We start from the raw sequence: 23356 nt of genomic DNA, 5'->3' as shown, positions 1-23356 counted from the left end.
AACCTCGTCTCGTCCCCACCCGCCGGCCCGAGGAGCGACGACCCCGGTGAGACGTTCGTCCCCGAGCATCTCGGACGTGGCGCGCGCCGCCGGTGTGTCGATGGGCACGGTGTCGAACGTCCTCAACGGCACGGTGCGCGTCACGCCCGCGACCCGCGCCCGGGTCGAGGCGGCGATCCAGGAGCTCGGGTTCGTCCGCAACGGCGTCGCGCGCTCGCTGGCGGCCGGGCGGAGCTCGACGCTCGGCTTCGTGATCATCGACCTCGCGAACTCCTACTTCCTGGACATCGCGCGGGGCGCCGAGGAGGAGGCCGGCCGGGCGGGCCTGAACCTGCTGCTGGCGAACTCCGACATGTCGGAGGAGAAGCAGCGCACGTACGTCGACCTGTTCGTCGAGGACCGCGTGGCCGGCATCCTTGTCGCGGCGAACCACGGCTCGACGCAGGACCTGCACCGCTCGGCCCCGGGCGTCCCGCTCGTCGTCGTCGACGCGCCGGGCGACCACTCGGACGTCTGCTCGGTGGTGCCGGACAACGAGCTGGGCGGGTACCTGGCCGCGACGCACCTCGTCGAGCAGGGGCGCCGGCGGCTGCTGTTCGCCGGCACGACCGAGCTCGTGCCGGTCCGGGACCGTCTGCTGGGGGTCGAGCGCGCCGTCGCCGAGCACCCGGGCGTGGTGCTCGAGGTGGAGCAGACGGGGAACGTCCAGGTCGAGGACGGCCGGCGGGTGGGCGACGACCTCGTGCTGCGCGACCCGCGCGAGCGCCCGGACGCCGTCGTCGCCGCGGCGGACCTGCTCGCCGTGGGCGTGCTGCAGTCGCTGCTGCTGTCGTCCTCGCTGCGGGTGCCTGACGACGTCGCGATCATCGGCTACGACGACAACCGCGCCGCGTGGGACTCCGCCGTCCCGCTGTCGACCGTCCGGCAGCCGGGGGAGGCCGTCGGTCGGGAGGCGGTGAAGCTCCTGCTGGAGGAGCTGGTGACGGGCGCCGAGGCCCACCGGCACCGGCTCGTGACGTGCGAGCCGCAGCTCGTGGTGCGCGCGAGCACGGCCGGGCCCGGCTGACCGCCGCGGGGCAGTCGTCGGGCCAGTCGTCGGGTCAGTCGTCGCGGGTGGTGCGCAGCGTCAGCCGCTCCGCCCGAGCCGCGCCCCAGAAGTTGTGGAAGATCTCCTCGGGGCTGAGCAGGGAGTCGCGGCGCTCGACCGGCTCGTCGGCGCCGGCGATCGCCTTGACCTCCTCGTGGATACGTTCCATCGAGCTGTCGAGCGACGCGGCGACGTCCGCGGCGAGCTTGAGGGAGTCGGTGAGGTGGCGCGGCACGTCCCGCTCGTACTTGTAGTAGATCTTGTGCTCCAGGCTGGCCCAGAAGTCCATGGCGATGGTGCGCAGCTGGATCTCGACGATCACGTGCTCCACGCGGTCGGAGAGGTAGACCGGCACCTGCACGATGAGGTGCAGCGACTTGTACCCGTTCGCCTTGGGGTGCGCGATGTAGTCCCGCTCCTCCAGGACGGTGAGGTCGGCCTGGTTCGTGAGCATGTCCCGCACCTTGTAGAGGTCCGAGACGAAGCTGCACGTGACGCGCACGCCGGCGACGTCGAACATCTGCTCGCGCACGCCCTCGGGAGTCAGCGGGATGCCCTTGCGGCGGCACTTGGCGACGATCGACTCGAGCGACTTGAGGCGCGAGCCCACGTGCTCGACGGGGTTGTAGTTCTGCATGTGCCGGAACTCGTCGCGCAGGATCGAGATCTTGGTCATGACCTCGTCGATCCCGAACTTGTACGTCAGCACCAGGCGTCGCAGGTCGTCGACGAGCGCCCTGATCTCGGCGGCGTCGGGGGAGCGGTGCTCCGCGTCGTGTGCGGCGTGCTGCCCTGGGTCGTGCCTCGCGTCCTGGCTCACGCGTCCCACGGTAGACGGGATTCCTGCGTGACCGAGTATCCGATAAATCCGGTCGGATCGGTTCAGTATCCGAGACGTGCGGGGGGAACCGTTGACACCCCCCTGTCGGGCACCTACGTTCCTGCGCACCGGGTCGGACGACCGCGGCGCCGTGAGGCGGCGCGTCCGGCCGTCCCGGGTGGTCACGAGCTCCGACGCGAAGCCCCGGCTGGTCGGACGGCAACCCCCAGCGCGGGTGGGTGCCCCGGGTGAGGACCAGGCCGGCCGTCGCCGACGGTACGGCAACACGCGAACCCCGCCCCGGCGGGGAGCAGGAGAGGACGAGCATGCACCGCGACGCGATCAGCACGCGCCCCCTGTCGTCCCGGACCCGGCACGTGCCGTCCGCCTCGCCGATGTCCATGCCGACGGCCATGTCGATGTCCGTGCCGATGTCCACCCCGGCGTGGTGTCGACGCCGCTGATCGCGGCCTGAGCGTCCGCCGCCTCGCGGCGGACGCCCTCCTCGACGGCCCGGCTCCTGCCGGGCCCGGCCGCAGACGGCCCTCGCCCGCCGCTCCTGGCGGGCCTTCCTCCCCTGCCCTCCCGGCGGCGGTGCGCACCCGCGGGTCCACGACCCGCGCCCGAGCGCGCCCGCCCGCCGCGCCCCGATCGGAGCCGACGTGCCGTACTCCCCGACCACCACGCCCGCGCTGCCCACCACGCCCGGCACCACCCCGTCCCCCCTCGTCGTCGGTGTGGACCTCACGGCGGCCGGCGCCCGCCCCGGCGTCCACCGGGCGCGCGGCATCGTGCAGCCCCGGTCGTTCGACGGCGAGCGCTTCGTCCAGCTCGTGCGCACCGCCGACGACGGTGGCCTCGACCTCGTCACCCTCGACGAGGGCTTCCTGCTGCACCCGGGGCGGCGGCAGGTGACCGGGCGGCTCGACGCCGCCGTCGCCGCCGCGCGGGTGGCGCCGCACACGAGGCGCACCGGGCTGGTCGCCGCCGTCGACACCGCGCACGTGGACCCGGCGCACGTCGCCCAGGCCGTCGCCCGCGTCGACCAGGCGAGCTCCGGCCGGGCCGGGTGGCAGGTCGGCCTCCCCGCCGGCGCCGTCGTGCAGGACGACGCCTGGGCGGCGCAGGCCCGCGGCGTCGCCGCGCAGGTCGTGCGGCACTGGGACGGGCTCGCGACCGGGGCCGCGGGTGACGCCGCCGGCGCCGTCGCCGTGGACGACGAAGGACGCTTCCGCGTGGACCACGACGGCATCCGGTTCGCGGTGCGCCGGCACCGTCCGGCCGAGGGCCAGGCCGCCGACGCCCACCGAGGGGGCGGGACGCGGCAGGGCCGGCCGCCCGTCGTCGTCTCCGTCCGGAGCGAGGCCGCGATCGACCTCGCCGCCCGGACGGCGGACGTCGCCCGCGTGGCCGCCACCGCGCCGGCGCGCGCCATCCACCTGCGCACCCGGCTGCGCGACGCGGCCGAGGCCGCCGGCCGCGACCCCGACACGCTGCGCGTGCTCACCGAGGCCTACGTCGTGCTGGCCGAGGACCGGGCCAGCGCGCAGGCGCGGCTCGAGCTGGTCGAGGCCCTGGAGGGCCCGGAGATCTCCGGCGGGCTGCTGGTGGTGGCGGGGACCCCCGACGACCTCGCCGAGACCATCGTCGACTGGCGGGACGCCGGCGCGTCCGACGGGTTCCTGCTGCGGCCCTCGTCGCTCGGCCCCGACCTGGACGCCCTCGTCGACGGCGTGCTCCCGCGGCTCGTGCGCGACGGCGTGCGGGCGGTGGCGTCCCCGGCGCCGCGCACGCTCCGCGCGACGCTCGGGCTGCCCGACGTCGACCCGGCAGCCACGGCCGTCGCCGCCCCCGCTCCCGCGCACTCCCGGCCGCGGGCCCGCGCGGGCCGCGCCGCCGACCCCCGGCTGGTGCGCGCGTGACCGCCCGACCCGACGCGCGCCGCGTCGCCCCCGCCGCCCGCGTCGTCGGAGCCCACCGCGACGCTGCTCGTCCTCTCGTGACCGGAGGTCCCCGATGACCGTCACCGACGCACCGCGCGTCCGCCTCTCCGACCCTGCCGCCGACCCCGCCGCCGACCCCGCCGCGGAGCGACGCGCGCGCCGGCGGGCCGACCGCGAGCGAGACCTCGCCGCGCCCCACGGCTGGCTGAGCCTGGCCGGCTACCACTGGCTCCCGTCGCGACCGGAGCCGCTGCCCGGCGTGCCCGGGCTGTGGCTGGCGGACGACGCCGGCGCGCACCTGCGTCCGGGGGAGGCGGACGGCCCCCGGGTGCAGGGCCCCGAGGTCGCGGACGGCGCGTACGACGGCGACGTCCCCGAGGGCGGCAGCGTCGTCCTGGGCACGTTCCTGCCCGCCGGGCGCGAGCCCGTCGACGGTGCAGGCGGTGCCGACGGCGCCCGGCAGGACGCCGACGGGGTCGCGGCGGGCGAGACGGCCGCGGTGGCGATCGAGCTGGTGCGGCGCACCGGCCGCCTCGCGATCCGGCTGCGCGACCCGCACGCCCGCACCCGCCTCGACTTCGCCGGGGTGCCGGCCTTCGACCACGACCCGTCGTGGCAGGTGGAGGCGCCCGTCCGGCTCTACGAGACTCCGCGCGACCTGGTGGTCGGTGCCGCCCGCCCCGGCCTGGTGCACCGGCTGCAGGCGGTCGGCGAGCTGGACCTGACCCGTGGCGACCGGACCGTCACCCTCGTGCTCACCGGAGGGCCGGGCGGCGCGCCGACGCTGCTGTTCAGCGACGAGGCCCCCGGCGTCGCGCCCTGGCGGGTGGCGCGCCCCGAGCTCTCCGGGTCCCTGACCCCGGGCGGCGCGGGCGTGGCACGGCTCGACCTGAACGACGCCGTCAACCTCCCGTACGCCTTCAGCGACCACGGCACGTGCCCTGCCCCGCCGCCGGGGAACCACGTACCGTTCGCCGTCACCGCGGGGGAGAGGGCGCCGCGATGACCGCCGTCAGGACCGCGGGCGCACCCGCCCCGGCGCTCCCGTCGCCCGCGCCGGACGCCGGGGACTCCCCGTACTCGCACCTGCGCATCGTCCCCGCCCGTCACCCCGGCCGGTGGGTCGCGACCGCCGGCGTGGCCGTGCTGCTCGCGATGGTCGTCAGCTCGCTGCTCACCAACGACCGGTGGGAGTGGGACGTCGTCGCGCAGTACCTCACCTGGCCCTCGATCCTGTCCGGCGCCTGGGCGACCATCCGGCTCACGGCCGCGGCGTCGGTGGTCGGGTTCGCGCTGGGCACGGTGCTGGCGCTCATGCGCCTGTCGCGCTCGCCCCTGCTCGTCGGGGTCTCGTGGGCGTACACGTGGGTGTTCCGGTCCGTGCCGCTGCTGCTGCAGCTGCTGCTCTGGTACAACCTCGCCTACCTGTACCCGCACCTGAGCCTCGGCGTCCCCTTCGGCCCGGAGTTCCTCTGGTTCGACACCCTCGGCGTCATCGACAAGTTCGGCGCCGCCATCCTGGGCCTGGGGCTCTCGCAGGCCGCGTACTCCGCCGAGATCGTGCGCGCCGGCATCCTCAGCGTCGACCAGGGGCAGCAGGAGGCCGCCGCCTCGCTCGGCATCCCGCGCCGCCGCCAGGTGACCCGCATCGTGCTGCCGCAGGCGATGCGCTCGATCGTCCCGACGGCGGTGAACGAGGTGATCGGGCTGCTCAAGGGCACCTCGATCGTCTACGTCCTGGCGTACGGCGAGCTGTTCTACATCGCGTCCGTCATCTACGGCCGCAACGGCAAGGTCGTGCCGCTGCTCATCGTCGCGGCGATCTGGTACCTGGTCCTCACCACGCTGATCACGATCGTCCAGTACTACGTGGAGCGGCACTACGCGAAGGGCGCCGTGCGCACCCTGCCGCCCACCCCGCTGCAGCGGCTGCGCTGGTCGTCCGCCGTGACCGCGGCCCGTCTGACCGGTCGTCCGGTGCCCCCGCACGTGCCGCCGGCGTTCGCGGCCCGCGCGCGGGTCGGCGTCCTCACCCGCACCGCCCGCACCTCGGGAGGCCCCGCATGACCGCCACCACGACCCGCACCACGACCCGCACCACGACCCGCACGACGACGCCCACGACGGCGCCGGACAATGCCGCGGGACGCGTCGAGGTGCACGGCCTCCACAAGAGCTTCGGCACCCTCGAGGTGCTCCGGGACGTGGACCTCACCTTCGAGCCGGGCACCGTGACCGTCGTCCTCGGGCCGTCGGGCTCGGGCAAGTCCACGCTGCTGCGCGCGATCAACCACCTCGAGAAGGTCGACGCCGGCTTCGTCACGGTGGACGGCGACCTCGTCGGCTACCGCCGTCGGCACGCGCGACGCGGTGGCCGCCGGGGCGAGGTGCTGCAGGAGCTCAAGGAGCGGGAGATCCTCGGGCAGCGCACCCGTATCGGGTTCGTCTTCCAGAGCTTCAACCTGTTCCCGCACCTCACCGTGCTGGAGAACGTCGTCGAGGCGCCGCTGTCGGCGCAGCGCCGCCCCCGTGCCGAGGTGGAGGCCGAGGCGCGCGAGCTCCTCGCCCGCGTCGGGCTCGCCGACAAGGCGGACGCGCGGCCCCGCCAGCTGTCCGGCGGACAGCAGCAGCGCGTCGCGATCGCCCGCGCCCTCGCGCTGCGGCCCCGCGTGCTCCTCTTCGACGAACCCACGTCCGCCCTCGACCCCGAGCTGGTCGGCGAGGTGCTCGAGGTCATCAAGGACGTGGCGAGCACCGGCACCACCCTCGTCGTCGTCACCCACGAGATCGGCTTCGCCCGCGAGGTCGCCGACAACGTCGTCTTCATGGACGGCGGCGTCGTCGTCGAGCAGGGGCCGCCCGACCAGCTGCTCTCCCGCCCGCGTCACGGCCGCACGCGCGCGTTCCTCGACAAGGTCCTCTGACCTCCCCGGCGTCCCCGCGCCCTTCCGGCACCACCTCACCCGCGGCCCCGGCCGCCCACCCGTCCCAGGAGACACCCATGACCGCACCGACCCGTCGAGCCCGCGCGCTCGCCCTGCTCGCCACCGTCCCCCTGCTGGCCCTCACGGCGTGCGCCGGCGTGAGCACCTCCGCGCCCGAGGCCGCCGGCACCGACGACGGCGTCGAGGCGCCCGCCGGCACCAGCTCCGAGGGCGCGGCCGCCGCCGGGCTCGAGGTCAGCACCAGCCCCGACCAGGACCGCATCAGGTCCACCGAGTCGGCCGAGGCCGTCGGCCTGCTGCCCGACGCGTTCGCGGACAAGGACGACTTCGTCGTCGCCGTCAGCGCCGGCGCGGCACCGCCGCTCGGCTTCTTCGCCGACGACGACAAGACCCCGATCGGCAACGAGACCGACATCGCGCAGCTCGTCGCCGACGGCCTCGGCAAGGACCTCCGCCTCGAGGTCAAGGCCTGGGCCGACTGGCCCCTGGCGCTGCAGTCGGGCGACGTCGACGCCGTCATCTCCAACGTCACCGTGACCGAGGAGCGCAAGGAGACGATCGACTTCTCCTCCTACCGCAACGACGAGCTGGGCTGGCTGACCAAGGCCGGCTCCGACGTCTCCGAGATCACCGAGCGGAAGGACGTCGCGGGCCTGCGGGTGGGCGTCGGCTCGGGCACCAACCAGGAGAAGATCCTGCTCGAGTGGAACGACCAGAACGTGGCCGAGGGTCTCGAGCCCATCGCCGGCGGGCAGCCGGAGTACTACGAGCAGCTCTCCGACGTCCTGCTCGCCCTGAAGTCCGGCCGCCTCGACGTCTACGTCGGCCCCAACGCGTCCCTCGCGTACCAGGCCAAGATCTCGCCCGACGAGCTCGCCGTCGTCGGCACGCTCAACGGCGGCTGGCCCGACACCGCGCAGATCGCCGTCGCCACCAAGAAGGGCAACGACCTCGCGCCCGCCGTCACCGCGGCCCTGCAGCAGGCCTTCGACGACGGCACCTACTCCCAGGTGCTCGAGCGCTGGGGCCTGGAGACCGAGGCCGTCGAGAAGCCCGAGACCAACCCGCCGGGCCTGCCCAAGACGGAGTGACGGCACCGGCCGTCCGCACGCCCGACCCGTCCCCTGACCCGTCCCCGAATCGAGGAGTGCCCGTGACCGAGAACACCACGCCGTCCGCCGTCGCGGTCCCGCGACCCCCGGGCAGGCCCCGCCCCGCCCGTCCCGCGACGCCGCGGGTGGCCGCGGACCTGCGGGAGCTGCAGGCCCGCGCGCGGGTCGCCGCCCGCTACGGTGTGCGACCCGAGGACGCGGACGACGCCGCGCCCGGCGTCGCCTCGGCCCTCACGAGGGCGCTCGCCACGTCGCACGGCGCAGCGCGCCCCGGTGCGCCGGCCGGCGGCCCGGCGGCCCTCGACGTCCAGCTGGGTCATCGCTCCGTCCGGGCGTTCCTGCCGGGGCCGCTGGAGCCGTGGGTGCTGCCCACCGTCGTCGCGGCGGCGCAGTCCGCGCCGTCGTCGTCGAACCTGCAGCTGTGGAGCGTCGTCGCGGTCACCGACCGCGACCGCCTCGCGAGGGTGGCCGCGCTCGCCGGGCACCAGGAGCACGTGCGCGACGCGCCGCTGCTGCTCGTGTGGGTGGCCGACGTGGCCCGCGCCCGGGAGCTGGGCGCGCAGGACGGCGTCGAGCTCGAGGCCGCGGGCTACCTCGAGACGACGGTCGTCGCCTTCCTCGACGCCGCGCTCGCCGCGCAGAACGCGGTGGTGGCCGCCGAGTCGCTCGGCCTCGGCACCGTGTACGTCGGCGCGGTCCGGAACCACCCCGAGGACCTCGCCGCCGAGCTCGGCCTGCCGCCCGGGGCGGTCGCCGTCGTCGGGCTGGCCGTCGGGCACCCCGACCCCGACCATGCCCCGCGCGTCAAGCCGCGCCTGCCCCAGGACGCCGTCCTGCACCGCGAGACCTACGACGAAGGGCGAGTCGCGCACGTCGCCGACTACGCGCCGCGCATCGACGCGTTCTACCGCGACGAGCGGCTCGACGGGTCGTGGTCGCGGCGGGTCGTCGACCGGCTGCGCGGCGGCGGCTCGCTCAAGGGCCGCGAGCGCCTGCGCGAGGCCCTCACGGCCCTCGGCCTGCCGTCGCGCTGACCGTCCGCGCGCACCACGCACGACCCGCACGACACCGCACGACACCGCTCGACACCGCTCGACCCGCACGACGCCGCACCACCCGCGACCTGGAGACCACCATGACCGACCCCGCCGCGACCCCGACCAGCAGGGTGCCCCTGTCCGTCCTCGACCTCGCGCTCGTGCCCGAGGGCCGCACCGGGGCGCAGGCGGTGCGCGACGCCGTCGACCTCGCCGTCGACCTCGACCGGCTCGGCTACCGCCGGGTCTGGTACGCCGAGCACCACCTGTCGCCCGGGGTCGGCTCCGCCTCGCCCGCGGTGCTCGCGGCCGCCGTCGCCGCCCGCACCGAGCGCATCCGCGTGGGCTCGGGCGCGGTGCTGCTGAGCACCACGAGCCCCCTCGTCGCCGCCGAGCAGTTCGGCACCGTCGCCGCCCTGCACCCGGGGCGGGTGGACCTCGGCCTGGGCCGGGCGTTCACGCCGCCGCAGGGCGGCCGCGCCACGCGTCCGGCCCCGGCAGCGGCCGCGGCAGGCGGGCCGCGGGTCGTCGACGGGCTGTACGTGCCCCCGGCCCCGCCGACCGCGGGGGACTCCGTGCTGCGCGAGCGGGCGCTCGCCCAGGCCGCGGTGGTGGGGGCCTCGCGCACGCCGGCGAGCTTCCGGGCCGAGGTCGAGCTCGTGCTCGGGCTGCGGGCGGGTACCTACACCGACGACGGCGGGCGCCGGTACGTGTCACCGCCGGTGCAGGACGCCGCCTTCGACCTGTGGGTGCTCGCGTCCTCCGGCGGCGAGAGCGCCCGGGTGGCGGGGGAGCTCGGCCTGCCCCTGGCGGCGAACTACCACGTGAGCCCGTCGAACACCCTCGAGACCGTCGCCGCGTACCGGGCGGCCTTCCGGCCGGGGGTCCTCGCCGAGCCGTACGTCGTCGTCTCCGCGGACGTGCTCGTCGCCGACACCACCGAACGCGCCCGCGAGCTCGCGGCGCCGTTCGCCGACTGGGTGCTCTCCATCCGCCGCGGGACGGACGGCGCGATCGCCTACCCCCGCCCCGCCGACGCCACGCCCTGGGCGGAGCGACCCGAGGCGGAGCGCGCGGTGGTCGCCGACCGGGTGGACACGCGCGTCGTCGGCGACCCGGCGACCGTCGTGGACCGCCTGGAGACGCTGGCCCGCGTCACCGGGGCCGACGAGCTGCTCGTCACCACCGCCACGCACGACCCCGCCGACCGGCAGCGGTCGTTCGCGCTGCTGGCCCAGGCGTGGGGCGCCACCGAGGGCGAGGCGCCCCGCGTGCCCGCCCTGGCCACCTCGCACTGACCTCGTACCGACCACCCTCGAGGAGGACCTCATGACCACGTCCGAGACCACCACGTCCGAGACCACCACGCCCGACCCGACGACCGGCACGACGCCCGCGAAGGACGCGGCGACGGCCCCGCCTCCGCAGGACGCCCGCGCGGCCGGCGCCCGCGTCGAGCGCGGTGCCCTGCTGGTCGACGTGCGGTCGGCGCGCGGCCGCGCCGCCGCCGGCGACATCCCCGGGGCCACGCTCGTCGACCGCGACGACCTGGACGCCCTCTTCGGCCCGGCCGGCGCGCCCGCGGTCTCGCTCGACACCCCGGTCGTCGTCGTGTGCGGGTCGGTGAACGGCTCCGGGCCGGTCGCCGCCGCTCTGGCGGCCCGCGGCTACACCGACGTCACGCACGTCGACGGCGGGTTCCCCGCCTGGCGCGACGCCGGACTGCCGGCGACCGCCCCGGCGGACGACCCCGCCGCCGGCGCCTGACCGCCCCGCTCGCGCCCGCCGTACCCTGCGAAGGAGACCCCCATGCCCGTCGAGTTCCTCGGCATCGCCACCACGAACGACGCCTCCGAGACGTCGGCCCGCACCACCGCCGCGTTCGACCCCGCCTACCTCGAGCGCATCGTGCGCGCCCACGAGGACAACGGCTGGACCCGCGTGCTGTTCGCCTACGGGTCCTCCGGCCCCGAGCCGGCGGCCCTCGCCGCGCACACCGCCGCGAGGCTGCAGAGCATCGAGCTGCTGCTGGCGCACCGCCCGAACGTCTCGTACCCCACGTACGCCGCGAAGACGTTCGCCACCCTCGACCAGCTCTCCGGCGGACGCCTGTCGGTGCACTTCATCACCGGCGGCAACGACCACGAGCAGGGGCGCGAGGGCGACCGGCTCACCAAGGACGAGCGGTACGCGCGCACCCACGAGTACATCCGGATCGTCAAGCAGGCGTGGACCAGCCCGGAGGCGTTCGACCACCACGGGCAGTTCTACGACTTCGAGGACTTCGTGCTCGACGCGAAGCCGTTCGAGGGCCACGTGCCCACGGTCTCCTTCGGCGGCTCCTCGGACGCCGCGTTCCGGGTCGGCGCGGCCGAGGCCGACATCTACGCCGTCTGGGGCGAGCCGTTGGCGCGCACGAAGGAGCAGATCGACCGCGTGCACGCCGAGGCCGCTGCCGCCGGCCGGGAGACGCCGCCGCGCATCCACGCCGCGTTCCGCCCGATCGTCGCCCCCACCGAGGAGCTCGCGTGGGAGAAGGCGCACCGCGTGCTGGACCGCATCGAGGCACGCAAGGCGGAGCTCGGCGGGCAGCTCTCCCGGCGGCACCCGATCGACAGGCCGGAGAACGCGGGGTCGCAGCGGCTGCTCGAGATCGCCGCCGAGGGCGAGCGGTACGACACCGCGCTGTGGACCGCGACGGCCAAGGCCACCGGCGGGGCCGGCAACTCCAACGCGCTGGTCGGCACGCCGGAGCAGGTCGCCGAGGCGCTGCTCGCGTACTACGACCTGGGCGTGCGGGTCATCTCCGCCCGCGGCTACGACCTGCTCGACGACGCGATCGACTTCGGCCGGTACGTCATCCCGCTGGTGCGCGAGGGCGTCGCCGCGCGCGACCGCGTCGCGGCCGAGACGGCGACGGCCGGCGCCGAGGAGCGCGTCGCCTGATGCGCTTCCAGCTGCTCGACATCGTCTTCAACCCGCCGCATCCCGTCACGGGGGAGACGGTGCCGCCCGCGGACCGGCTGGCGCGCGTCGTCGACCACGCCGCGCTGGCCGAGGAGCTCGGCTTCGACTCGTTCGCCGTGGGGGAGCGGCACGCCGGCGACGTGCTGTCGTCCGCGCCCACGGTGATCCTCGGCGCCGTCGCCGCCCGGACCGAGCGCATCCTGCTGTCCACCGGCGTCACCGTGCTCTCGCTGCTCGACCCGATCCGGGTGGCCGAGGACCTCGCGACCGTCGACCAGCTCTCCCGCGGGCGGCTCGAGATCGTCATCGGGAAGGGGAACGAGGAGCTGCAGTACCCGCTGCTCGGCCTCGACATCGCCCGGCAGTACGAGTACCTCGAGGAGAACTACGAGCTGCTGCGCCTGCTGCTGTCGGAGGAGGACGTGACGTGGTCCGGCCGCCACCGGCACGCCCTCGAGCACGCCACCACGCTGCCGCGCCCCTACGCGGGGGCGTTCCGCATCTGGCACGGCTCCGCGACGAGCGAGTTCGCCGTCGACCTGGCCGCCCGCTGGGGCGACCCGATCGTCAGCGCCAACGCGCTGCAGCCGCGGGAGAGCTACGGGGTGCTCATCGACCGGTACCGCGAGCGGTACGCGGCGGCCGGGCACGACCCGGCCCAGGGGTTCGTCGGGGCAGGGTCGGGCGGGCTGTTCCTCGCCGACACCACCGAGCAGGCGATCGAGGAGTACCGCCCGCTGTACGAGGGGCAGGTCGCGCGGCTGCGGGCCCGGGGTTACGACCCCGCGACGCACGTGGGCAAGGCCCTCGCCTTCGAGACGATCGAGGACGCGGTGGAGCGCGGGCCCGCGCTGGTCGGCTCGCCGGAGCGGGTGGCGGAGAAGATCCTCGACTACCACGGGACCTTCGGGCACGTGCTGCAGTCGGTGTCGGTGAACCACCTGCTCGAGCCGTCCCACCAGGAGGACGTGCTGCGCCGGTTCGCCGCCGAGGTGGCGCCGCTGGTGCGCGCCGAGGTGTCGACGACGCTCTGGGGTCCCCACGACGCGCGCCGGGCCGCCGGGTTCACCGCGGCGGGGCACCCCGGCGACCGCGTGGCGGCGGTGCCCGCCTAGCTCCGCGATCCGGTCGACGAGGTGTCCGCCATGCGGGCACCCCGTCGACCGGATGGTGGGCGACGAGGAGAATGGCCGCGGACGTCGACCGTGGCGAGGGAGGGAACCATGACCGTGCAGCCGACCCAGCTCGTGGTGCTGGGGGTGCTCGTCCTCGGGACCGTCGTCCTCGGCGCGCTCTGGAAGGCGCGCCAGGGCCGCGTCCGCACGACCCCCGCCCGACGCGACCCCGGCGTGGACTGGGCGGCCCGCGGCGTCCGGCTGGGGGAGCGGGCCACGTTCGTCCAGCTGTCCGCCGAGGTGTGCGCCCCGTGCCGCGCCACCGCCCGCGTGCTGCGCGGCCTCGCCGAGCGCGAGGCCGGCGTCGAGCACCACGAGCTCGACGTCGACGACCACCTCGACCTCGTGCGGGAGCTCGGCGTCCTCAGCACCCCGACGGTGCTGGTGCTCGACGCCACCGGGGCGCAGGCCGCCCGCAGCAGCGGCGGCATGTCGCCCGCCCAGGCGCGCCAGGCGCTGGCCGCCGCCCTCCCGGTACCCGCCGGCGTCGCCTGACCCGACCCGCCCGGCCCGCCTGACCCGACCCGCCTGACCCGACCCGCCGCAGGAGGCGACGATGACCCGCGAGACCACCACCACGCAGGCGCCGGCCGGCATCGACCCGCGGGGGCCGCGCGTGGGCGCCGGGATCACGTCGCTGCTGCTCGCCGTGGTCGTGCTCCTCGGGGCGAGCACCGCCGGCCTCGTGCTGCTCGCCGTCGTGGCGGCCGGGTTCCTCCTGGGCGCCGTGCGCGGCGCGCAGGGCACGGTGCAGGGCTGGCTCTTCAAGACGCTCGTCCGTCCCCGGCTCGCGCCGCCCGCCGAGCTCGAGGACCCGCGGCCGCCGCGGTTCGCCCAGCTCGTCGGCCTGGTCGTCACCGGCGTCGGCGTGGTCCTCGGTCTGGCGGGCGTGCTCGCCGCCGTGCCCTGGGCCGCCGGCCTCGCCTTCGTGGCCGCCGGGCTGAACGCCGTCGTCGGGCTGTGCCTCGGGTGCGAGCTGTACCTGCTGGGCGCCCGCCTGCGCCGAGGCTGAACACCCCTACCGGGGCGTGAGCAGCAGCGTCAGGCCGTCGAGCAGACGCTCCAGACCGAAGGTGTACAGCGACTCGAGGTCGAGCTCCGTGCCGGGCGGCGTCACCTGGGCGACCAGCGCGCCGTCGACCGCGCGCCGGACGACGGACCACTGCCTGCTGGTCATCCCGGTGTCCGCCTCGGCGCCCGCCTCGGCCTCGATGTTGATCGCGGTGCCGCGGACGTAGTTGACCAGGGTCCCGTACACGTGCAGCCGGGTGGTCGGGTCCAGGCCGAGATCGTCGAGCGCGCGCAGGGTCCATGCGCCGTACTCCAGGAGTCCGGGCAGGGTCGCGGGTCGGAGGATGGACACCAGGCGCGGCAACCAGGGGTGACGCTGGTAGGTCTCCCACTGGAGATGAGCGGCGGTCCTCAGGTGGGAGCGCCAGCCGGGCGGCGGTTCCGGGTAGACGATCTCGGCGAACGCCGCGTCCGCGACGAGCTGGGTGAGCTCCGTCGTGCCGTCGAGGTGACGGCGCAGGGTAATCGTCGCGACGCCGAGCTCGGCCGCGACCGCCCGCAGGGACAGGCCGGGCACGCCGCTCGTGTCGGCGACGCTCATCGCCGCGCGGACGACCTGGTCCCGCTCGAGCCCTCCGGTCGCGCGCGACGGAAGCCTGCGAGAGGCGACCACCGCGCCGACCCGGGGCACCGTCTCGATCGCGCCCGACTGCCGGAGCGTGGCCAGGGCCTTGGTGGCGGTCGCCATCGCGACGCCCCACTCGTGCACGATCGCCCGGGTCGTGGGCACGCGATCACCGGGCTGGAGGTCGCCGTCGGCGATGCGCCGCTCGAGGTCGGCGACGATCACGAGGTACCGCGGCGTGTCGGTCACGGCGTCATGCTGCCACGGCGTCGACGGCACCGAGACTCGTCGGTCGGGAGTCATCGGTCCGGGAGCCAGCTGCCGTGCAGACCGAGGGGCACCCGGGCCGGCAGGTGGACGCGGGCGACGGGCGCGCCGGTGAAGTCCTGGGCGGCGAGGATCACCAGGTCGCTGGCGTTCCGCGAGGGGTTGTGGACGTAGGTGAGCAGGTATCCGTGGTCCTCGACGGCACCGTCGGCCCCGGCCGCGGCGAACACGGCCTCGCCGACTGCCTCGTCCCGCCCGAAGCGGTGCACCTCGGACGTGCCGTGCGCGAGGTCGTGCTTGACGAGGGCGTTGGTGAAGGAGTCGTCGCCCGGCGCCCCCTCGGGCTCGAACGGCACCCCGTAGAGGGCGGTCGCCGCCGAGTAGCCGAAGCGGTAGGGGCGGGTCAGGCGCGACTCGTTCACCCGCGGGAAGTCCTGCGGCCGGTCGTCCACCCGCTGCTGGTGGATCGTGCCCGGCCCGATCGTCCAGCGGTCCAGCATCGGGCGGATCGCGCCGGGCGCGGCGGGGTCGAACGGTCCGTCGGCCGTGATGACGTCGACCACCACCGAGTCGCCGTCGTCGTAGGCGTTCAGCGTGTGGCTGACGTGGACGGGGTCGACGTAGAACCAGCGCACCTCGCCTCCCGCCCGGGGCATGACGCCCACCCGGGTCGGGTGGTCCGGCAGCCAGCGGCACTCGAGGCCGTCGAAGCCGAGCGGCGTGTCCCAGAGCACGACGTGGCTCTCGGTGAGCGCGAAGTCGTGCATGAACGGCGTGCGGGTCATCGGGATCGAGGTGGTGCCGGTGACCGTCCCGCCGGCGTCGGTCACGATGTGCTGCACGACGTCGCGGCCCGGCATGTACGACAGCGAGTGCAGCTCCCCGGTGCGCGGGTCGTGCTTGGAGTGCGCCCCTGCCATGAACCCCTCGGGGGTGGCGCCGAGGTCGCACGACCCCAGCGTGTTCAGCTCCTCGTCCAGCTCCGCGGGCGGGAGGCCGCCTTCCGCCAGGGCGAACGTGCGCTGCGCGTGCTCGATCACGTGGACCATGGGCGCGAAGCCCGACGTCCGGACGAAGCGGTTGCGGTACCACTCGGCCCGGCCGTCGCGCAGCCGCACCCCGTGCACCATGCCCTGGCCCATGCCCCAGATGTGCACGCCGGGATCCTCCACGCCCAGGGCGTTGGGCCCGTTGCGCAGGTAGCGGCCGTTCAGCTCGGCCGGGATCCGCCCGGTGACGGGCAGGCCGTAGGCGGTGATCTCTTCGGTGACGGGCTCGAACGGCCCTTCCAGGTAGCGCATGGGTTCACCGTAGGAACGCACGCCCCCTGACCTGGGCAGACGCGGGACGCTCGGCGGCTGTGCACTAGTGCAGCGGGCGCGTGGACGGCGTGACGCCCGGCCCGAGGGGGAGGCATCCGAGATATGAGACGACCACGGCATTCCTTGACTCGCGGGCTCCGGACCGCTTCCCTGCCGCCCAGGTGACGAGCGCCAGCACCCAGGCCCGGCTCGCTGGCCAGCAACCCTTCGACGTGACGGGGTGCTCCGGGAACGACCTGACCCTGCCGCGCCCGCGGCGGGGTAAGCACGGCTCCGGTCGTCCACCGGGTCCCGGCAGCGTGCCGGGGCCGGGACGACCCGCCACGACCACGAGGAACGCCACGCGATGACCACCACCCCTCGCACCCACCGCCGCCGGACCCTCGGGCTGGCCGCGGCCGCCTCGGCCGCCGGCCTCCTGCTGGGCGCCTGCTCGAGCGGCGCCGACGCGACCGGTACCGGCGCGTCGGCCGACGCCGAGCCCGTCGCCGGCGGCGACCTGACGTTCGCCATCACGGTGGACTCGCACTGCATCGACCCGCAGCAGGTCGGCAACAACGACGCGATCGCGGCCGCCCGGCAGACCGTCGCCTCCCTGACCGCCCAGGACCCGGAGTCGGGCGAGATCCTGCCCTGGCTCGCCGAGAGCTGGGAGGTGAACGACGACGCCTCCAGCTACACGTTCCACCTGCGCGACGACGCCACCTTCGCCGACGGCACCCCGATCGACGCCGAGGCCGTCAAGACCAACTTCGACGCTATCGTCGACCTCGGCGCCGTGGCGTCGCTCGGGTCGCAGTACCTGGTCGGCTACGCGGGCACCACCGTGGTGGACGAGCACACCGTGACCGTCGACTTCGACGAGCCCAGCGCGCAGTTCCTCCAGGCCACGTCGACGTTCTCCCTCGGCCTGCTGTCGCCCGGCTCGGCGAAGCTCTCGGCCGAGGACCGGTGCGCCGGCAAGTACGTGGGCTCCGGGCCGTTCGCCGTGCAGACCTACGCCCAGGACCAGGAGATCGTCCTGGAGAAGGTCAAGGACTACGCCTGGGGCTCGGAGGCGAACGCGCACACCGGCGAGGCCTACCTCGACACCGTGACCTTCAAGGTCATCCCCGAGGCCGGCGTGCGCACCGGCTCCCTGCAGTCCGGCCAGATCGACGCCACCGCCGCGCTGAACGCCGTCGACCTGCCGCAGTTCGACGGCAACGGGTTCTGGCTGCAGTACCGCGCCAACCCGGGCGTCGTGTTCAACCTCTTCCCGAACGAGTCCAGCCCGCTGGCCGCCGACGAGGCCGTGCGCACCGCGCTCGTCAAGGGGATCGACCGCCAGCAGATCGTCGACACGGTGCTGACGCCGCAGGACCAGCCGGCCACGGGCGTGCTCTCCCACTCGACGCCGCTGTTCGAGGGCGCCGACGACCTGCTCGCCTACGACCCCGAGGGCGCGAAGAAGATCCTCGACGACGCCGGCTGGGTCGAGGGCGCCGACGGCATCCGGGAGAAGGACGGGCAGACGCTCACCACGACCGTGACGTTCTGGCAGGTGCCCGAGCCGCTCGAGCTCGTGCAGCAGCAGCTGCGCCAGATCGGCGTCGACCTGCAGCTCAAGCACGTGACCGTCGCCGAGAAGGAGGCGGCGAACGAGGCCGGCGACTTCGACTTCGACTACTACAACCTCACCCGGTCCGACGCCGACGTGCTGCGCACGATCTTCTCGGCGAACGCGCGCAACATCAACCAGCGCGACGCGGAGGAGGTCGACCAGCTCCTGGACGACTCCGCCGCGGCCACCGACCCCGAGGAGCGGAAGAAGCTCGTGGCCGAGGCGTCCAGGCTCCTCATCGAGCGCGGGCACGCCATCCCCGTCTACGAGCTGTCCACCACGATCGCCGCGAGCGACCGCGTCCAGGGCCTGACGTTCGAGGCGTCCTCGCGCCTGGACTTCTACGACGCCTGGGTCACCGACGGCGCGGGTGAGGAGTGACCGGATGACCCGCTACGTGCTGCGGCGCGCCGGGCAGGGGGTGTTCGTCCTCTGGGCGGCCTTCACCGTCGCGTTCTTCGTCCTCTACCTGCTGCCCAGCGACCCGGCCGCCCTGGTCGCGTCCGGTGGCGGCGAGGTGAACCAGGTCGACCCGGCCCAGCTGGCCGCGCTGCGGGCCGAGTACGGGCTCGACCGCCCGGTCCTCGTGCAGTACGGCGCCGCCCTGCTCGCCGCGCTGACCGGCGACTTCGGCACCTCCTACGTGAGCGGCGCACCCGCGACCACGCTCGTCGCGCAGGCCCTGCCCGAGACGCTCAAGCTCACCGGCACGGCGCTGGTGGTCGCCGTCGTCGGGGGCACCGCGGTCGCCGTGGCCAGCGTCTTCCCGCGGGCCCGGTTCCTGCGCCAGGCGCTGTCCGCGCTGCCGCCGCTCGGGGTCGCGCTGCCCACGTTCTTCGTGGGCCTGGTGCTGCTGCAGTGGTTCTCGTTCCGGGTGCCGGTGTTCCCGGCGATCGGCAACGACGGCGCGATCAGCCTCGTGCTGCCCACGATCACGCTCGCCGTCCCGGCCGGGGCCCAGCTCGCCCAGATCCTGTCCCGCTCCCTGCGGGGCACGCTCGGCGAGCCCTACGTCGAGACGGCGTGGGCCAAGGGCGCGAGCCGCACCCGGGTGCACCTCGCGCACGCCCTGCGCAACGCCGCCATCCCGGCGTTCACCGTGCTCGGCGTCATGGTGGGCGGCCTGCTCGGGGGCGCCGTGGTCACCGAGACGGTGTTCTCCCGCGTCGGGCTCGGCCGGCTCACCGTGCAGTCGGTCAACCAGCAGGACGTGCCCGTGGTCCTGGCGATCGTCGTGCTGTCGGCGCTCGTCTTCGTCGTCGTCACCCTCGTGGTCGACCTCGTCTACCCCCTGCTCGACCCCAGGATCCAGGTGCGGGCCCCGCGCCGGGCCCGCACGAGGCGACCCACGGCGGTGACCGCATGACGCTCCAGACCCTCTCCCGGCCCGCGGCCCGGGCCGCCGCTCCCGTCCCGGCGACCGCCGCCGGCGCGGCGCGCGACGGTCGCCCCCGGGCCGCCGTCCGCGCCGTCCGCCACGTGCTGCGACGGCCGGGGCTGCTGGTCGCCGTGGCCGTGCTGCTGCTCGTCGCCGCCTGGGCGGTCGTGCCGCAGGCGTTCACCGCCCAGGACCCGCTGGGCGGCGTCCCCGCCGACCGGCTGCAGGCGCCGTCGGGCGCGCACTGGTTCGGCACCGACCACCTGGGGCGCGACGTGTACGCCCGGGTGGTGCACGGCGCGTCGCTCACGCTGCGCACGACGGCGCTCGCGGTGGTCGTCGGCCTCGTCCTCGGTTCCCTGCTGGGCCTGCTCGCGGGCTTCCTGCGCGGCTGGGTGGACGACGTGATCGGCCGGCTGGTCGACATGCTCCTCGCGATCCCGAGCATCCTGCTTTCCCTGGCGATCATCACCGCGCTCGGCTTCGGGCCGGTCAAGGTGGCGATCGCGGTGGGCATCGGCTCGGTGGCGACCTTCGCCCGCGTCATGCGGGCCGAGGTGCTGCGCGTGTCGACCTCCGTGTACGTCGAGGCGGCCCGGGCGTCCGGGCTACGTTGGCCCGCCGTGCTCGGGCGCCACGTGCTGCCGAACTCCTCCGGCCCCGTGCTGGCGCTCGTCGCCCTCGACTTCGGCACCGCCGTGCTGGCCGTGTCCGCGCTGAGCTTCCTCGGCTACGGCACGCCGCCACCAGCGCCCGAGTGGGGCGCGCTCGTCTCCGGCGGGCGCGACTACCTCGCCACCGCGTGGTGGCTCACCACCCTGCCCGGGCTCGTCATCGTGGCCGTCGTGCTCGCCGCCAACCGTGTGTCGCGGGCCCTGGAGAAGTCGGGAGAGGACCAGTGACCGGAGCAGCACGCCCGCCGGCGGCGGAGGCGCCCGCGCCCCAGACCCCGGTGCTCGAGATCAGCGGCCTCGAGGTGGCCTACCGGGCCGCCGACGGCGGCACCCGCCCCGCCGTGCGGGGCGTGGACCTGCGGGTCGGGGCGGGAGAGGTGGTGGCCCTGGTCGGCGAGTCCGGCTCGGGCAAGAGCACGACGGCGCACGCCGCCCTGCACCTGCTTCCCCGCGGCGGCGAGGTCACGGCCGGCCGCATCCGGCTCGACGGCCGGGACCTGTCCGACCTCACGGCGAAGGAGTGGCAGGACGTGCGCGGCCGCCACGTGGGCCTGGTGCCGCAGGACCCGACCGTCTCCCTCAACCCGGTGGTCCGGGTGGGGGACCAGGTCGCCGAGGTGCTCGTCATCCACGGGTTGGCGCGCCGCGCGGACGCCAAGGTCCGCGCCGTCGAGCTGCTGCGCCAGGCCGGCGTGGACGACCCCGCGGCGCGGGCGCGCCAGTACCCGCACCAGCTCTCGGGCGGCCTGCGTCAACGGGTGCTCATCGCGATCGCCATCGCGGCCGGGCCCCGCCTGATCGTCGCGGACGAGCCGACCAGCGCCCTCGACGTCACCGTGCAGCGCCGCATCCTGGACCACCTCGACTCGCTCGTGCGCGAGACGGGCACCGCGGTGCTGCTCATCACCCACGACCTGGGGGTGGCCGCCGACCGCGCCGACCGCATCGTGGTCCTCGAGCAGGGACTGGTGGTCGAGGAGGGCCCCGCCGCCCGCCTGCTGGCCGACCCGCAGCACCCGTACACGCGCGCGCTCCTGGCGGCCGCGCCGAGCCTGGCGAGCTCGCGCCTCGTCGTCGTCGGCGGCGACCGCGGCTCCGCCCCCGACGCCGAGCGGCGCGCGGAGCCGGCGCCGTCCTCCGCGGAGGGCACGGCGTCGCCGGTGCTCGCGCTCGACGGCGTCCGCAAGGAGTTCCCACTGCCGCGCGGGGCGGAGCGCCGCACCCTCGTCGCGGTCGACGACGTGAGCCTCGCGGTGGGGCGGGGGCGCACCTACGCCCTGGTCGGGGAGTCCGGCTCGGGCAAGAGCACGACGGCGCGCCTGGCGCTGCGTCTCGAGCAGCCCACGGCCGGGAGCGTCGTCTTCCGCGGCGAGGACATCACGGACGCGCGCGGACGGGAGCTGCGCGCGCTGCGACGGGGCTTCCAGGTGGTGTACCAGAGCCCGTACGCGTCGCTCGACCCCCGGTTCACGGTGGAGCAGATCGTGGCCGAGCCGCTGCGCGCCTACGGCGTCGGCGATCGCGCGGAGCGCGCCGACCGGGCGCGGGCCCTGATCGAGGACGTCGCGCTGCCGGCCGACGTGCTGCGGCGCGGCCCCCGGGAGCTGTCCGGCGGGCAGCGCCAGCGCGTCGCCATCGCGCGGGCGCTGGCCCTGCAGCCGGAGCTCGTCGTGCTGGACGAGCCCGTGTCCGCGCTCGACGTCTCGGTGCAGGCGCAGATCCTCGAGCTGCTGGTGCGGCTCCAGGCCGAGCACGGGCTCGCGTACCTGTTCATCTCGCACGACCTCGCGGTCGTGCGGCAGGTGGCCGACCAGGTCGGCGTGATGAGCCGCGGCCGGCTCGTGGAGCAGGGTGCGGCGGACCAGATCCTGCTGGACCCGCAGGAGGAGTACACGCGCGAGCTCGTCGCGGCCATCCCCGGCCGCCGGGCCGTGCAGAGGCTGGAGACGGTATGACGACCACGACGACCTCCACGACGACCTCCACGACGACCTCCACGACGACCTCCACGACGACGGCGGCGCCCACGAGCGGCGGGCGGCGGCTCACGACCGAGGAGGTGCTCGCGGGCCAGACGGTCGAGCTGTTGCGGGCGCTCATCCGCAACGCGTGCGTCAACGACGGCACGGTGGGCTCGGGCCAGGAGGTCCGCAACGCGGAGACCATCGCGGACTTCCTCGACGGCGCCGGGCTGGAGCTCGAGCGGGTGGAGCCGCAGCCCGGGCGCACGTCGCTGGTCACGCGCGTGCACGGCACCGACCCGACGGCGCCGAGCCTCGGCCTGGTCGGGCACACCGACGTCGTCCCCGTCGAGCCGGACGGCTGGAGCCGCGACCCGTTCGGGGCCGAGCTCGTCGACGGCTGGGTCTGGGGCCGGGGCGCGATCGACATGCTCGGGCTCACGGCGGCCTACGCCGTCGTGACGCGGGCGCTCGCGACCTCCGGCCGCCCGCCGCGCGGCGACCTGCTGCTCGCCGCCGTCGCGGACGAGGAGCACGGCAGCGTGTGGGGGGTCGACTGGCTCACCACCCATCGGTGGGACCTGGTGCGGGCCGACCACGTGCTCACCGAGTCCGGCGGCGTGCCCGTGGGGCCGCTCGGGGCGCGGACGCTGGCCGTGGGGGAGAAGGGCGGCGCCGGCCGGCTGCTGCGCGTGCACGGCCGGCCCGGGCACGGCTCCGGCCCGTGGGGCAGCCGGAACGCCATCGTCATCGCCGCCGAGGTGGTGCGGCGCATCGCCGCCGCCCGCGGCCCCGTCGTCGTCGGCGACCTCTGGCGCCGGTACGTGGACGCGCTGGCGCCGGAGCCCGACCTGCGCGCCGCCCTGCTCGACCCGGAGCGGCTCGACGACGCGCTCCCGCGGCTCGGCGCCCTCGGCGCGGTCGCGCACGCCACGACGCACACGACGCTCGCCCCGACCGTCATCGGCGCCGGGTCCAAGCCGAACGTCATCCCGGGCCTGGCCGAGATCACGCTCGACATCCGCGTCCTGCCGGGCACCCGGCCCGGCGACGTCGAGGCGCTGCTCACCGAGACCCTCGGGGACCTGGCGGAGCACGTCGAGATCGTGGGCGACCGGTTCGGCGAGTCCTCCCTGTCGCCCACGGACAACGACCTGTACCGCGTCATCGAGCGGACGGTGTCGGCCCGCACCGGGGGCGCCCCCGTGGTGCCGACCCTCGGCACGGGCGGCACCGACGGGCGGTTCTACCGGCGCCGCGGCGTCCCGGCCTACGGCTTCGGGCTGCTCAGCGCCGACTGGGACCCCGGCACCTGGCGCGGGCTCTTCCACGGCAACGACGAGCGGGTCGACGTCGCCTCCCTCGAGCTCACCACCGCCGCGCTGCACGACGTCGTCACGACGTTCCTGCGCTGAGGGCGGGCATGGGA

At 75.3% G+C, this 23356-nt stretch carries 21 protein-coding genes and 2 riboswitches; of the genes, 18 read left to right on the top strand and 3 right to left on the bottom strand.

The window, feature by feature from the left end; translation table 11 throughout:
• Nucleotides 1-46: 46 nt before the first annotated feature.
• A complete protein-coding gene (locus tag ACFQ8Y_RS06105; protein ID WP_430551143.1) occupies nt 47-1066 on the top strand; it encodes a LacI family DNA-binding transcriptional regulator in 1020 nt (339 codons plus the stop codon).
• A gap of 34 nt (nt 1067-1100) precedes the next feature.
• On the opposite strand, the gene ACFQ8Y_RS06100 is transcribed toward ACFQ8Y_RS06105, so the two are convergent.
• Complete coding sequence (locus tag ACFQ8Y_RS06100; protein WP_430551270.1) at nt 1101-1829, bottom strand: GTP pyrophosphokinase family protein; 729 nt, start codon at nt 1827-1829, stop codon at nt 1101-1103.
• A gap of 258 nt (nt 1830-2087) precedes the next feature.
• Nucleotides 2088-2201: riboswitch (SAM riboswitch) on the top strand.
• 368 nt (nt 2202-2569) lie between these two features.
• On the opposite strand from ACFQ8Y_RS06100, the gene ACFQ8Y_RS06095 reads away from it, so the two are divergent.
• The 12 genes from ACFQ8Y_RS06095 (at nt 2570) to ACFQ8Y_RS06040 (ending at nt 14098) form a co-directional block, all read left to right on the top strand.
• The gene (locus tag ACFQ8Y_RS06095; RefSeq protein WP_430584928.1) at nt 2570-3829 is read left to right on the top strand and encodes an LLM class flavin-dependent oxidoreductase; all 1260 of its coding nucleotides are present in this window, start codon (nt 2570-2572) and stop codon (nt 3827-3829) included.
• A 94-nt stretch (nt 3830-3923) separates the two neighbouring features.
• A complete protein-coding gene (locus tag ACFQ8Y_RS06090; RefSeq protein WP_430584927.1) occupies nt 3924-4856 on the top strand; it encodes a DUF1684 domain-containing protein in 933 nt (310 codons plus the stop codon).
• Complete coding sequence (locus ACFQ8Y_RS06085) at nt 4853-5917, top strand: amino acid ABC transporter permease (RefSeq protein ID WP_430551146.1); 1065 nt, start codon at nt 4853-4855, stop codon at nt 5915-5917. The genes ACFQ8Y_RS06090 and ACFQ8Y_RS06085 overlap by 4 nt, the downstream gene beginning before the upstream one ends.
• Complete coding sequence (locus tag ACFQ8Y_RS06080) at nt 5914-6774, top strand: amino acid ABC transporter ATP-binding protein (RefSeq protein WP_430584926.1); 861 nt, start codon at nt 5914-5916, stop codon at nt 6772-6774. The genes ACFQ8Y_RS06085 and ACFQ8Y_RS06080 overlap by 4 nt, the downstream gene beginning before the upstream one ends.
• Nucleotides 6775-6851: 77 nt before the next feature.
• Nucleotides 6852-7886 (top strand): ABC transporter substrate-binding protein, encoded by a 1035-nt coding sequence (locus ACFQ8Y_RS06075; protein ID WP_430551148.1) that lies wholly within the window; start codon nt 6852-6854, stop codon nt 7884-7886.
• Nucleotides 7887-7948: 62 nt separating this feature from the next.
• Nucleotides 7949-8941, top strand: coding sequence for a nitroreductase family protein (locus tag ACFQ8Y_RS06070; RefSeq protein WP_430551149.1), 993 nt, complete (start codon nt 7949-7951; stop codon nt 8939-8941).
• Nucleotides 8942-9042: 101 nt separating this feature from the next.
• Nucleotides 9043-10242, top strand: a complete 1200-nt coding sequence (locus ACFQ8Y_RS06065; RefSeq protein WP_430584925.1) for an LLM class flavin-dependent oxidoreductase — start codon at nt 9043-9045, stop codon at nt 10240-10242.
• A gap of 31 nt (nt 10243-10273) precedes the next feature.
• Nucleotides 10274-10711, top strand: coding sequence for a rhodanese-like domain-containing protein (locus ACFQ8Y_RS06060; protein ID WP_430584924.1), 438 nt, complete (start codon nt 10274-10276; stop codon nt 10709-10711).
• 42 nt (nt 10712-10753) lie between these two features.
• Nucleotides 10754-11890 carry an LLM class flavin-dependent oxidoreductase gene (locus tag ACFQ8Y_RS06055; RefSeq protein WP_430584923.1) on the top strand — a complete coding sequence of 379 codons (1137 nt, stop codon included), beginning with the start codon at nt 10754-10756 and terminating at the stop codon, nt 11888-11890.
• Nucleotides 11890-13026: an LLM class flavin-dependent oxidoreductase gene (locus ACFQ8Y_RS06050; protein ID WP_430584922.1), complete on the top strand. Its 1137-nt coding sequence runs from the start codon at nt 11890-11892 to the stop codon at nt 13024-13026. Before ACFQ8Y_RS06055 ends, ACFQ8Y_RS06050 begins: the two co-directional genes overlap by 1 nt.
• A gap of 108 nt (nt 13027-13134) precedes the next feature.
• The gene (locus ACFQ8Y_RS06045; RefSeq protein WP_430551154.1) at nt 13135-13581 is read left to right on the top strand and encodes a thioredoxin family protein; all 447 of its coding nucleotides are present in this window, start codon (nt 13135-13137) and stop codon (nt 13579-13581) included.
• 61 nt (nt 13582-13642) lie between these two features.
• Nucleotides 13643-14098 (top strand): DUF4395 domain-containing protein, encoded by a 456-nt coding sequence (locus ACFQ8Y_RS06040; RefSeq protein ID WP_430551155.1) that lies wholly within the window; start codon nt 13643-13645, stop codon nt 14096-14098.
• A 6-nt stretch (nt 14099-14104) separates the two neighbouring features.
• On the opposite strand, the gene ACFQ8Y_RS06035 is transcribed toward ACFQ8Y_RS06040, so the two are convergent.
• The gene (locus ACFQ8Y_RS06035; protein ID WP_430584921.1) at nt 14105-14971 is read right to left on the bottom strand and encodes a GntR family transcriptional regulator; all 867 of its coding nucleotides are present in this window, start codon (nt 14969-14971) and stop codon (nt 14105-14107) included.
• Between the two features lie 50 nt (nt 14972-15021).
• Nucleotides 15022-16290: a carotenoid oxygenase family protein gene (locus ACFQ8Y_RS06030; RefSeq protein WP_430584920.1), complete on the bottom strand. Its 1269-nt coding sequence runs from the start codon at nt 16288-16290 to the stop codon at nt 15022-15024.
• Between the two features lie 181 nt (nt 16291-16471).
• A riboswitch (SAM riboswitch) is annotated at nt 16472-16585 on the top strand.
• Between the two features lie 72 nt (nt 16586-16657).
• Here ACFQ8Y_RS06030 and ACFQ8Y_RS06025 point away from each other — a divergent pair.
• From ACFQ8Y_RS06025 to ACFQ8Y_RS06005, 5 genes are read left to right on the top strand one after another with little or no spacing between them, the layout of a single operon-like run.
• Nucleotides 16658-18295 carry an ABC transporter substrate-binding protein gene (locus tag ACFQ8Y_RS06025; protein ID WP_430551158.1) on the top strand — a complete coding sequence of 546 codons (1638 nt, stop codon included), beginning with the start codon at nt 16658-16660 and terminating at the stop codon, nt 18293-18295.
• A gap of 4 nt (nt 18296-18299) precedes the next feature.
• Nucleotides 18300-19280: an ABC transporter permease gene (locus ACFQ8Y_RS06020; RefSeq protein ID WP_430551159.1), complete on the top strand. Its 981-nt coding sequence runs from the start codon at nt 18300-18302 to the stop codon at nt 19278-19280.
• Nucleotides 19277-20194: an ABC transporter permease gene (locus tag ACFQ8Y_RS06015; RefSeq protein ID WP_430584919.1), complete on the top strand. Its 918-nt coding sequence runs from the start codon at nt 19277-19279 to the stop codon at nt 20192-20194. The genes ACFQ8Y_RS06020 and ACFQ8Y_RS06015 overlap by 4 nt, the downstream gene beginning before the upstream one ends.
• Entirely contained in the window at nt 20191-21921 is a 1731-nt protein-coding gene (locus tag ACFQ8Y_RS06010; RefSeq protein ID WP_430584918.1) for a dipeptide ABC transporter ATP-binding protein, read from the top strand. Before ACFQ8Y_RS06015 ends, ACFQ8Y_RS06010 begins: the two co-directional genes overlap by 4 nt.
• Entirely contained in the window at nt 21918-23342 is a 1425-nt protein-coding gene (locus tag ACFQ8Y_RS06005; protein ID WP_430584917.1) for a M20/M25/M40 family metallo-hydrolase, read from the top strand. The genes ACFQ8Y_RS06010 and ACFQ8Y_RS06005 overlap by 4 nt, the downstream gene beginning before the upstream one ends.
• Nucleotides 23343-23356 lie beyond the last annotated feature (14 nt).

The organism is Isoptericola sp. NPDC056605 (assembly GCF_042792795.1).
Taxonomy (GTDB): Bacteria; Actinomycetota; Actinomycetes; order Actinomycetales; family Cellulomonadaceae; genus Isoptericola.
Note: the sequence above shows the minus strand (reverse complement) of the source record. Positions and strands in the feature narration are given on the sequence as shown.

Coding starts and splice junctions, on each gene's coding strand:
- ACFQ8Y_RS06090 (WP_430584927.1), top strand. CDS start 3,924: ATGACCGTCACCGACGCACCGCGCGTCCGCCTCTCCGACCCTGCCGCC.
- ACFQ8Y_RS06085 (WP_430551146.1), top strand. CDS start 4,853: ATGACCGCCGTCAGGACCGCGGGCGCACCCGCCCCGGCGCTCCCGTCG.
- ACFQ8Y_RS06080 (WP_430584926.1), top strand. CDS start 5,914: ATGACCGCCACCACGACCCGCACCACGACCCGCACCACGACCCGCACG.
- ACFQ8Y_RS06075 (WP_430551148.1), top strand. CDS start 6,852: ATGACCGCACCGACCCGTCGAGCCCGCGCGCTCGCCCTGCTCGCCACC.
- ACFQ8Y_RS06065 (WP_430584925.1), top strand. CDS start 9,043: ATGACCGACCCCGCCGCGACCCCGACCAGCAGGGTGCCCCTGTCCGTC.
- ACFQ8Y_RS06060 (WP_430584924.1), top strand. CDS start 10,274: ATGACCACGTCCGAGACCACCACGTCCGAGACCACCACGCCCGACCCG.
- ACFQ8Y_RS06055 (WP_430584923.1), top strand. CDS start 10,754: ATGCCCGTCGAGTTCCTCGGCATCGCCACCACGAACGACGCCTCCGAG.
- ACFQ8Y_RS06050 (WP_430584922.1), top strand. CDS start 11,890: ATGCGCTTCCAGCTGCTCGACATCGTCTTCAACCCGCCGCATCCCGTC.
- ACFQ8Y_RS06045 (WP_430551154.1), top strand. CDS start 13,135: ATGACCGTGCAGCCGACCCAGCTCGTGGTGCTGGGGGTGCTCGTCCTC.
- ACFQ8Y_RS06040 (WP_430551155.1), top strand. CDS start 13,643: ATGACCCGCGAGACCACCACCACGCAGGCGCCGGCCGGCATCGACCCG.
- ACFQ8Y_RS06030 (WP_430584920.1), bottom strand. CDS start 16,290: ATGCGCTACCTGGAAGGGCCGTTCGAGCCCGTCACCGAAGAGATCACC.
- ACFQ8Y_RS06025 (WP_430551158.1), top strand. CDS start 16,658: ATGACCACCACCCCTCGCACCCACCGCCGCCGGACCCTCGGGCTGGCC.
- ACFQ8Y_RS06020 (WP_430551159.1), top strand. CDS start 18,300: ATGACCCGCTACGTGCTGCGGCGCGCCGGGCAGGGGGTGTTCGTCCTC.
- ACFQ8Y_RS06015 (WP_430584919.1), top strand. CDS start 19,277: ATGACGCTCCAGACCCTCTCCCGGCCCGCGGCCCGGGCCGCCGCTCCC.
- ACFQ8Y_RS06005 (WP_430584917.1), top strand. CDS start 21,918: ATGACGACCACGACGACCTCCACGACGACCTCCACGACGACCTCCACG.